The organism is Methanoculleus sp. DTU007 (assembly GCF_001512385.1).
Lineage (GTDB): Archaea > Halobacteriota > Methanomicrobia > Methanomicrobiales > Methanoculleaceae > Methanoculleus > Methanoculleus thermophilus.
Genome location: NZ_LFRO01000003.1, coordinates 1 through 6,384 on the forward strand (window position 1 = coordinate 1; position 6,384 = coordinate 6,384).

The 6,384-nt window shown below is 57.9% G+C and carries 3 protein-coding genes and 1 pseudogene; 2 read left to right on the top strand and 2 right to left on the bottom strand.

Annotated features, from left to right (window positions below):
* Positions 1 to 792: PKD domain-containing protein (locus ACI94_RS00315; RefSeq protein WP_286680948.1), on the top strand; the 792-nt coding region annotated here is incomplete at its 5' end.
* A gap of 120 nt (positions 793 to 912) precedes the next feature.
* Here ACI94_RS00315 and ACI94_RS00325 read toward each other — a convergent pair.
* Positions 913 to 3,868 (bottom strand): annotated as a pseudogene (locus tag ACI94_RS00325) (PAS domain S-box protein).
* Positions 3,869 to 4,538: 670 nt separating this feature from the next.
* On the opposite strand from ACI94_RS00325, the gene ACI94_RS00330 reads away from it, so the two are divergent.
* Positions 4,539 to 5,306, top strand: a complete 768-nt coding sequence (locus tag ACI94_RS00330; RefSeq protein ID WP_066955226.1) for a dienelactone hydrolase family protein — start codon at positions 4,539 to 4,541, stop codon at positions 5,304 to 5,306.
* 135 nt (positions 5,307 to 5,441) lie between these two features.
* On the opposite strand, the gene ACI94_RS00335 is transcribed toward ACI94_RS00330, so the two are convergent.
* Entirely contained in the window at positions 5,442 to 6,218 is a 777-nt protein-coding gene (locus ACI94_RS00335) for a DUF169 domain-containing protein (protein WP_066955236.1), read from the bottom strand.
* Positions 6,219 to 6,384: the final 166 nt, after the last annotated feature.

Below are 6,384 nucleotides of genomic sequence, written 5' to 3' on the forward strand. Positions count from 1 at the left end.
TGGGTGGGACTGCGGGGCGCTGTCCCGATCATCCTCGCAACCTATCCTCTCGTCGCAGGGGTGCCGAACGCGGATGCGATCTTTAATATAGTCTTTTTCATCGTCATCTTCTCGGCGCTCGTGCACGGAACCTCGATCCCCTCAGTCGCCCGGTGGCTCGGTCTCTCCGCCCCGCTCGCAGAGACGGGCAAACTCTCTCGTGAGTTCGATGTGGACCCCGACACCTCAAGCGAGCTGGTCGAACTGGTCATCCCCCCCGACGCATCTGCGGTGGGTAAGCAGGTCGTCGACCTCGGGCTGCCGAAGGGCACCCTTATCATCCTGATGCAGAAAGGAGACGAGCGCTTCGTCCCGGTCGGCAGCACAGTCATTGGAGCCAACGATACGCTCCTCATCCTGACGACGGATGAGATGGTGGAGTCCGTCCGCGCCTGTCTCCTCACCTGCAAAGAACCGCGCAGTGTTTCCAGCTCGCCGTCTCTCGCTGAGAGTTTCTCCTGTACAGCGGTAATCGAGAAGGACCCCGACCGTGCCGAGCCGGATCAGCCGGTTGTCTTCAGGGGCCTGGCTACGGTCTCCGGGGACTGCACCGCAACCGTCTCGGAGATGGCCTGGGACTTCGGCGACGGGACGACAGACAAGGGCGAGACCGTCAGCCACGCCTACGCCGCGGCGGGAACCTACACGATCACGCTGGTTGTCACTCTCAGCGACAATACCGCCTGCCGGGCAACGACGGATATCACAGTCTACTCTGCCGAAGCGTCCGAGGGAGAGGAACAGGGTAGATAGCACCACGTCTTTTTTTGGATCACGGCCCGGCGACCGTAATCCAGGCCGTCTCTTCTCCAAAATTCTCGGCGTGAGCCTCGTTGCGGCTCAAAATGGGCAAAGGGTGGTGCACTGTTCTGGTTACGGAGTTGGATCCTGATTTGCCAGTTTGAGCGTGAACCGGAAAGCCGCTCCTTCATCCGGGCGTCCAGGCACGCGATCCTCGATCCAGATCCGTCCCCCGTAGCGCTCGATGAGTCTTCTGCAGATGTAGAGTCCAAGCCCCTCACCCTTCTTCCGTGCATTGCCCCGTTCGTTCGAACCGGTGAAAGAGTTTCTCCTTCACGTCGTCGGGCACACCGGGTCCATTGTCTTCAACTGAGACCAGCACCTCGCTCTCTCGCTCCTCGGCCCGGATGGTGATCTCTACATCCGGTCCGCCAAACTTAACGCTGTTGCCGATGAGGTTTGTGAATATCGTCGGCAGGAGATTGTCTGCCAGCACCATGAGCCCCGGAACATCCTGCCGTATTGATGCACCACGGAAGTTTCTGATCTCCTCATTCACGATCGCGTTGAGATTTACCGGCACAAACCTCGGCAGTTCTGTATGTATTCGTCGGATTGCCGCCACGTTTATAAGGATCTCAGTGCTTCGAGCGATGCTGTCGCGGAGTTTCTGGGCGTAGATCCTCTCGGTGCCATCAAGCAGATCGAGCATGAGATCGGCGTAGAGGCTCGCGACGTTGTTTGAGTTTCGGATGTCGTGCGTCATTATGTCAAGATAGAGGTTTGCCTCGCGATGCGCCTTCTCCAGACTGGCGATCAGCCTGTTTCGCTCTTCTTCGCTCCGTTTTTGATCGGTGACGTCGCGTGCGTTCACAATGAACCCCAGATCGCTCTTCCCCCGGGAGATGCTGGCACCCGTAACGTCGAGGAAGATCCACTGTCCAGCAGAATCGCGGATTCTGACCTCGAAATGAAGTCTTGCCACGTGCTGTGCTGTTGCGATCCTCATTGCATCCACTACCGTCGAGACATCATCGGGATGTATCAGGTCGAGTATGTCCCTGCCGATGAGTCTCTCGGGATCGTAGCCCCCGATCCGCTTCATTGAGGGGTTCGCATAGGTGATCTGCCCTTTCGCATCGAGGAGCAGGATGATGTCCGACGTATTCTCGATGAGTGACCGGAAGTGCATCTCGCTCTCCAGCAGGGCGCGGTTGAGTCGGACCAGTTCATTCCTTTTCTGCTGGAGCTGCTCGGTGGTGCGCTGCAGTTCTTCATTCTGAGTCTCCATCTCTTTGGCGAACTGTTGCAATCGCTCCAGAAGATTCTGCTTCTGCGCTTCCGCCCGCTTCAGTTCCGTGATCTCTGTTCCGACAATGATGGCGCCGGTGACCTCTCCCCGTGCATCTCGCATGGGCGTCTTTATGGAGTAGAAGACCCGATCGCCAACCGTCTCCTCGAAGGTCTCGGTGTTCCCGGTCATTATCACGTGCTGGATGTTGGTTGTGATGGATCCGCCGACCTCCGGACCGAGGAGTTCTATCAGCGTTCTGCCGAGCACTTCGCTGGTCGGTCTACCGATAATCTTGAGCATGGCGGGGTTGCACATGACAAAACGGCCCTCGCGGTCGGTAACGTAGATGGGTGCCGGTGTGTTTTCGGTGATGGCGTTGAGGATGGCGTTGGCCTTTGCGAGTTCGTCCGTACGCTCGATCACTCGCTGCTCAAGCGTCTCATTTAACCTCCTCAATGCCTCCTCGGCCCGCTTGCGTTTGGTGATATCGATACCCACCTGCAGGATACGTGGCGAGCCGTCTGTGTCGGTGAAGGGGAAGTCGAATATATCGTAATCATGACCGTCCGGACCGGTCGTCTCCCAGCGATGGGGCGCACCCGTCTTCATCACGCTGAAGGCTTCGCAGTTCTCGCAGGGCTTGGTGCGTCCAAAGAGATAATCGAAGCAGCGCCGGCCATCGGCCTCACCAAACCGTTTCCTAAAGAAGCGATTGGAAAAGGATACGTGATAGTCGGAAGATAACAGTATCACGTACACAGGCAGCGTCTCCAGAACGTCGTAGAGGCGTTTTCGCTCCATCTTCGCTGCCTCCTCCGCCCGGATACGCTCAGTTATCTCGGTTTGTAGGGCCGTATTCATCTCCTGGAGCCTCAGCGTGCGTTCCATGACGCGTACCTCCGGTTCGTCGTGCGCTCTCTGTAACGTTTCTTCGGCCAACTTGCGTTCGGTAATATCCTGGCCCTGAGCGATCACCGAGGAGACTGCCATTTGGTCATCCCCATACACGGCTGCCGAATTCCAGAGAAGTATCCTGATTTCACCGTCTTTTGTGATTATGGGGATCTCGACGGATTCCCATCGCTTCCCGGTCGTCGCCCGTCGAATATGATCCATCAACTCGTCCCGCTGTCCCTCGGGAAAGAGGATTGCCGGGGATTGACCGATGACGTCGTTTGCGGCATAGCCTGTCAGGCGTTCAAAGGCGTTGTTGAACCTGGTGATCTTGAGATCTGCGTCCCAGACGATGATGGGAGCGTTCGCGTAGGTGATCAGATTCTCCAGGTACTGAGTCATCTCGCGCAGTGAGCGTTCGCTCTCCCTCAGTTCGTCCAGGTTCTGCCTCAACTTTCCTTGCGTCTCCGCCAGGTCCTTGTAGGCATTGCTGAGTTCTCTATTCTTGCGGACCAATTCCTGTTCAGTACGGATGCGTTCCTGCGCGTAACGTATCGATCGTGCAAGCGACAGACTCGTCAACTGGTCTTTTGCAAGATAATCCTGCGCCCCCATCTGATGTGCCGCAAAGTAGGTCTCTTCATCGTTGCGTTCGGAGAGGACCACGATGGGGGTGCCAGGTGCGTGCCTTCGCACGGCCCTGACCGTATCGATGCCCTGGCTGTCCGGGAGGTCCAGATCGAGGAGGATGAGATCGAGTTCTTCTTTCTGCAGGATGGATAGCCCGGACGAGAGGTCCTGCGCGGACCTGATCTCGCTATCGGGCAACTGTGGGCTGGCGAGCAACTGGTGTATCGTCTTTAGATCAGCCGGATTATACACAATTACCAGGATCTTCATGCTGGAGCCCCACTTAGGGACAATAGGGTTCTGGCCGAGAGTCCGCTCTCCTCGACTGAGTGCGTCGCTGTTGCAGACCTCGCGTGTTGTAGCGACGCTAGGGTGCAATCGGTTCGAGGGATTGGTCCAGTATTCGCGCGTTCCGAAAAGCAGCCTTGATCTCCCAAGGGATTTTGCACTCCTCCCTTTCCGGGTGCTTTAGGTCGAGAGATGTGACCTCAAGCGACGCGAGATCCATGGATTTTGTTTCGATGCTCCGATAGAACGCGAAACCTGCCTGGGTCTGAGTGCGGAACGCTCGTCGTCCTTCCCGCAGAAAACGCCGTTCGGGTCTGCTGCAATAAAGCAGTTGGTGAACGCCCGGCTGTAGCCTCAACGTCGATCATTGGTGTATCACCTGGGGCTTTGTTGATGTTCGCCGTATACGCCGCAAAGAACTCTTCCATCATTCTCCAGCGCGCACCAGGCTCCATACCCTTCTTGGGCGAGTGCAACTCTTAATATTTTTTTATTTCTTCCGCTCCATCCGACTTCTCTATTCTCCTGGTCGTTAATCGTGTCAGGGTCATCAGAGACAGCTCTATTGATCCCCGTAGATCACCTCCAGGTCGGACAGAATCGTTATATGTGGTGAGTTGGATGGGGGTGCACCCATGGTGGGAGGAGACTCATGAGAAACGCCATCCTGCTTGTAGTGATTGTATCCCTGCTCTTCCTTGCCGGCTTCGCCGGTGCCAGCGATGTGGGCACAGCAGGGATGCAGAACGGAACGACGGTAAACATCCAGAGCGGCGGCCAGAGTTATCCGGCCTACATCACGACACCCGGGGACGGCGGGCCGTACCCGGCCGTGGTGCTGATCCACTCCTTCAACGGGCTTGAGCCCGGTTACCAGGTTATGGCCGACCGGCTTGCTACGGAAGGGTTTGTCGTCATCGCCCCCGAGTGGCAGACCTTCGCACAGACGCCGGAGGATGCCGTGATGGAGGGGTTGATCCGGGATACGGTCGCGTATCTTGAGACCCGGCCGGAGGTCAACTCAAGCAGCATCGGGCTTACGGGGTTCTGCGCGGGCGGACGCTACACGATGCTCTTCCTGCCGCTGATCGAGGAGTTCAGTGCGGGTGTCGCCTGGTACGGCTTCCCCTACTCCGGAGGGCAGGCGAACGGAACTCCTCCGGCGGAGTTCATCGAGAACATCACCGACCCGATGCTGATCATCCACGGCACTGCGGATGAGGCGAGCCCCGTGGGCGATATCTATCGGTATGCAACCGATCTCGATGCGGCCGGGAAGTACTTCGAGCTCAAGGTCTACCAAGGCGAGCCGCATGGGTTCATGATCGGGGGGGACGGGCAACTGGTGGAGACGCCCGTTGCGGAGAGCGCCTATCTGGAGATGGTGGGGTTCTTTAAGCAACGACTCTCAGGCACGTAAGTGCCTGAGAGGAGTTCGAGAAAAATGCTCTGCATTTTTCGAGTGGCGCCTGGCGGGTGCGTGAGCACCGGCTGGCGTTGGAGGAAAATGCGCAAGCATTTCCGCTCGGACTCTTGGCTGATCCCCACTATCCGGTCATTTTTCAGATGAATAGAGCCTGTTGCTCCGTTCGATCTTTTTCAGCACTTTTCCCCACGACTCCGTGATGAGGAAACTCTCCTCCATGAAGCCGACCACCTTCTCAAACTTCTTCATGGGAAAAGCCATCGTCAGGACGTCTGTCGGGACGCAAGGCCGTGCCGAGGGGTCGAACATCCCGAGGACCGCCCGCGGGTTCTCGCTCTGCTGCTCAAGCCACGGGAAGTAAAAGATAGAACTGCACCCGGCGCCAAAGGGGCAGAAGACGCCGTTCGGGTCGGCCCGGTCGAAGTTTGCAAGCGTGAAGAGACCGGAGAGCACCTCGGGCCGCGCGAAGAATACGACGGCGTCCGGGTTGTCGGCGTCCGTGAGGTTATCCCAGCGCTTGAAGACGATGCTCTTCCCCGCCGTCGGGACCCGGACGGTCCCCTTGTCGAGTTCGTCGACGATCTCCGGCGTCTGCTTGTAGCGCTCCCCCTCGATCTCGCCGGGTTTTCCGTAGGAGAGGAAGTAGCGAAAGCCAGGGAACCGCTCGGCGTCGTAGCCGAGGTAGAACCTCCCGCCGCGGCACCCGATAGACTCTTCAGAGAAGACGAGGTTTTTGCCGTTTCGCACCCTTGCAAGGTCGCAGACGAAGCACCTCCAGCCCTTCGGGGTGGGGGCCTTCTCCACCCCGTCGGTCGGACCACCGACCTCGAAGGCGATCGGGAGTTCCGTCCCCGGGAAGTATTTTTCGTGGAGCTTAATGTAGGTGTCACGCAATGCAGTGTCCATACGGGTCACTTCCGGGGGAACGGCAATGAATGTTCTGATCCGCCTCCCGGGATGGTGCGTGTGCGGCCGGCGGCAGCCCGGAGGTCTACCCGGAACGAATCAAAACGTTAATATTGTCAACCTCTGAATGTTGACGCATGCCACTCCCCTTAAACGACCGGCAGTT

What these genes read in the sequence shown, in the direction of transcription:
- ACI94_RS00330 (WP_066955226.1), top strand. Translation starts at nt 4,539, where the DNA reads ATGAGAAACGCCATCCTGCTTGTAGTGATTGTATCCCTGCTCTTCCTT.
- ACI94_RS00335 (WP_066955236.1), bottom strand. Translation starts at nt 6,218, where the DNA reads ATGGACACTGCATTGCGTGACACCTACATTAAGCTCCACGAAAAATAC.